Raw genomic sequence first — 3,718 nt, 5'->3', positions numbered from 1 at the left:
CTGCTCGGTGAGGGAGTACTCCTGGACGACCAGGTTTTCCGACATCTGCCCGGACCCCTCGCTGTTGGGGCTGTGGTCGTAGGGGTACAGGTCCTGCTCGTGCAGTAGGACGGTCTCGTAGTTCGCGACGTCCTCGTACGGGGGAGGACCGATCTGCTGCAGCTCCTCGGCCAGCTCCGGCCGGTCGGTCCGTTCCGCCCAGGCGAGCGTGTCGTCGTAGTAGATCTGGTCGGTCTCCCGCTGGCTCACCATCTGACCGACGCCGACGAACGCGCTGTACTTCTGAGGTGCAGCCTGCGCCGCGAGCACTCCGAGCGTGCTGCCCCACGACTGGCCCACGAGGTAGATGCGGTCCCGGTCGAAGCGCTCGCGGAGGTAGTCGGTGACCTCGAGGGTGTCGTCGACCGACCTGTTCAGGGTGAGGGTGTCAGTGGGGTCCAGCTCCCCGTAGCTGCGGCCGGTGCCGCGCTGGTCCCAGGTGGCCACGACGAAGTGCTCCTCCAGGGCCGGGAGGTGTCGACGCATCGCGCCGACCTCGCTCCCGCCCGGCCCTCCGGCGAGGAAGAGCAACACTGGGTCGTCCCGGTCGTGGCCACGGATCATCAGGCCGAGGTCATGGTGGTTGACGTCGACGGTGTTGAGTTCAGCGACGCTGCCCGGCAGGGGCTCGCCGTCGGGGCCGGTGATGGGCTCGGTTGAGGCGGGCCGGGCCACCACGGCGGTGAGCGCGACCAGCACCAGGCCGGACAGCACCAGCACTGCGGCGCCCGACGCCCGGCCGAGCCGGGAGCCCAGCGCCCTGGCCGGCCCCGGTCGCTCCTGGTGGCGTGTCCAGGCCACGGCCACGGCGGCACCCCACACCATGGGCGTGAGGGCGACGACGGCATGGAACACCCGCCCGGTCAGCAGCGCCCCGATACCGCTCAGGGACAGGTGGATGCGGTCGACCGTCGGCCCGTCCACCGGGATACGAGCGATCTCGAAGACGACGGCGAAGACGAGCGGCGTCGCGAGGAGTGACCACCACGACCGCATGAGCCAACCCGCAGCCAGCCCGAGTGCCAGGCCGACCACCAGGCAAGTCAACGACTCCGCGGTCGAGGCGGGTCCGCGGGGGATCCACCACGCGCCGACCAGTGCCCAGCCGGCTGTCATCAGAAGCACAGCAGCAAGTGCGGACGGAGGCAACCTGCCCGCCCCGGCGACCTCGTGGGCGGGGGCACGCGTCGGCCGGTCACGCAGGTCGGTCCCGGTCATGCTCACTCCTTCCCCGAGGGAAGGGCCCGTGAGAGCGATGGGGTATGAACCCGCCTTCTTCTCACGGGCGGCGCCTCAGCGTCGACCGTGAGCTGCCGGCGGCCCATCTCCTTGGTCCTCATCCCAACGGTGGCTGGGCCCAGTCTCGTCACTGGTCGAGCCCGGCGGCAGGGTCGTTCGACCCGAAGTCCGTGCCTCGCTCAGCGGTCGACCGATGGGCCCTCAGCCACCCGAGTCACCGCAACGGTCCGATCGGCATCGACGGGTCTGGAGACACGAGGGCTGCGGTCACGCTGATCGAGCCGGAGGGCGCATCGCAGCTCGACGGGGGTGCAGCGCATGCTTTCGCTCCCGACCCGAGTGGGCCGGGTGGGGGCGGGGTCATGGTCGTTGCCAGTGGACGCCGTCGGGGCTGGTGGTGGCGGTGAGGTCGTGGTGGTGGACCAGGGTGTGGTGGCGCCCGCACAGCAGGGCCATGTTGGTGATGTCGGTGCGTCCGCCGCGGGAGTACCAGGTGAGGTGGTGGGCGTCACACCATGGGGGTGGGACCGTGCACCCGGGGTAGGTGCAGTGCCGGTCTCGGCGCCACAGGAGCAGGTGTTGGGCGGGGGTGGCTAGGCGGGTGGTGCGGCCGAGGTCGAGGACCTCACCGTGGCTGCCGAGGACGGCGGGGATGATCTGGGCGGTGCACGCGAGCCGGCGCACCGTGGCCGGGGAGAGCACCTCACCGGTCAGGGTTTCTCCCAGGCCCGTGAGCTGCCCGGTGAGCACGTCGAAGGGCATGGTCACCAGGATCCGGGCCTTGGCGGTGGACGGGGCGCCGTCGGGGGCGGCGACACCGCGGCCGAGCATGGTGACCAGCGCGTCGTAGCGGCGTTGGGTCGCCGAGCGGGGGTCGGGGCCGTCCGCATCCGGGGAGGGCGCCGCGAGGGGGCTGGTGAGCACCGACCGGATGAACGCGGCCCCTTCGGGTTCGGCGGTGATGATGAACCGGGTCAGGGACCCGTCGGCCAGCGAAGACTCGTGCACCCCGCGCAGGTCGCGCTGGCTCTGGGCCCGGGCCTCGTGCTCGGACTCGGACAGCGCGAGGCCGAGCAGGTGGTCGGTGAGCCGTTTGAGGTCGGCGTCCCGGTGGCGCAGGTCCGCAGCCACGGGCAGCAACGTGTCCACGTACTCGGCGTAGGTCTCCTGCGGTGTCACCGCCTTGACTTGCTGCAGGCAGCGCAGCAACCGGGCGGCACGCCGCACCGGCAACCGGCCCGAGGTCACCGCCTCACCGACCGGCTCGTGCCCCGCGTCCTGCATGCTGGTCGCGACCGTCACGAGGTCACCGACCTGGGCCCGGGACAGCCACGGGCACCGCGCCGAGGCCCAGTCGTACGCCGACAGCCCGGTGTCGGTGTGCAGGCCCCGGTGCAGCGCCTCGGCCAGGACGGTGACGGTGAGCCGCTCGAGCTGGGCGTGGGCCTGGTTGATCTCACCCAGCGCGGGGCTGAGGTCACCGTTAGGCACCCGGTGACCCTCTGCGGCCACCGGCTCGGCCGCGCTCATCGCGGTACGTACCCTGGCCAGAGCCTCCGGCAACGTCGGACCCGCCACCGCCCCCACCGGCGGCCCACCGCTCATCGGCGCCCCCGGCGCGGCGTCAGCCACCGGGGCGGCGTCGACCTGGGCCTCCGCCTTGAGAACTCCGAACATGTGTTCGATACTATGCGGCACCACCGACAGAGGTCAGTGACGCCGACCACCGTCCACACGGCCGCTCTCGTAGGCCCAGATCACGATCTCCACGCGGTTGCGAGCGGTGAGCTTGCTCATGAGCGCACCGATGTGGGTCTTCACCGTGCTGAGGGAGAGGTAGAGCTCGTCGGCGATCTCGGCGTTGGTCCGGCCGGCGGCCACAAGGTCGAGGACGGCCTCTTCGCGCGGTGAGAGCGGGTCGACGGGCTCCGGCACGGCCGGGGAGCGCGAGGAGGCGAAGGTCGCCAACAGCCGCGCGGTCACCGCGGGCGCGATGATGGCGTCCCCCTGCGCCGCGGACCTGACGGCACGAGCCAACAGGTCGGGGTCGGCGTCTTTGAGCAGAAAGCCGCGGGCGCCTGCTCGCAAGGCGTCGTAGACGTACTCGTCCTGGTCGAAGGTCGTAATGACGATGACGGACACGGGGTCCTCGACGTCAGGCCCCGCGACCCGGCGGGTGGCTTCGATGCCGTCGAGGTTCGGCATGCGGATGTCGAACAGACAGACGTCGGGATGTAGCGAACGGGTCAGGGCCACGGCCTCCAGCCCGTCGCGCGCCTGGCCCACCACGGCGATCGAGGATTCGGCATCGAGGATCGTGGCGAGCCCGACACGGACCATGTCCTGGTCGTCCGCGATGAGCACCCGCACCGGGGCCGTCATCGGCCCATCCGTGCGGGGCTGGTGGTGGCCGGGATCCTGGCCTTGACGGTCCAGCCAC

Annotated in this window: 3 protein-coding genes; all 3 read right to left on the bottom strand. The window is 71.3% G+C overall.

All coding sequences use genetic code 11. The features are described 5' to 3' along the window. On the bottom strand, window positions 1–1,257 hold a 1,257-nt coding region (locus tag VJ976_RS00535), incomplete at its 3' end, for an alpha/beta fold hydrolase (protein ID WP_324097857.1). Window positions 1,258–1,638: 381 nt separating this feature from the next. After that, window positions 1,639–2,955, bottom strand: coding sequence for an HNH endonuclease signature motif containing protein (locus VJ976_RS00530; RefSeq protein WP_324097855.1), 1,317 nt, complete (start codon window positions 2,953–2,955; stop codon window positions 1,639–1,641). 33 nt (window positions 2,956–2,988) lie between these two features. After that, window positions 2,989–3,660 carry a response regulator transcription factor gene (locus VJ976_RS00525; RefSeq protein WP_324097860.1) on the bottom strand — a complete coding sequence of 224 codons (672 nt, stop codon included), beginning with the start codon at window positions 3,658–3,660 and terminating at the stop codon, window positions 2,989–2,991. Window positions 3,661–3,718 lie beyond the last annotated feature (58 nt).

The organism is Ornithinimicrobium sp. (assembly GCF_035267225.1).
GTDB lineage: Bacteria > Actinomycetota > Actinomycetes > Actinomycetales > Dermatophilaceae > Ornithinicoccus.
Note: the sequence above shows the minus strand (reverse complement) of the source record. Positions and strands in the feature narration are given on the sequence as shown.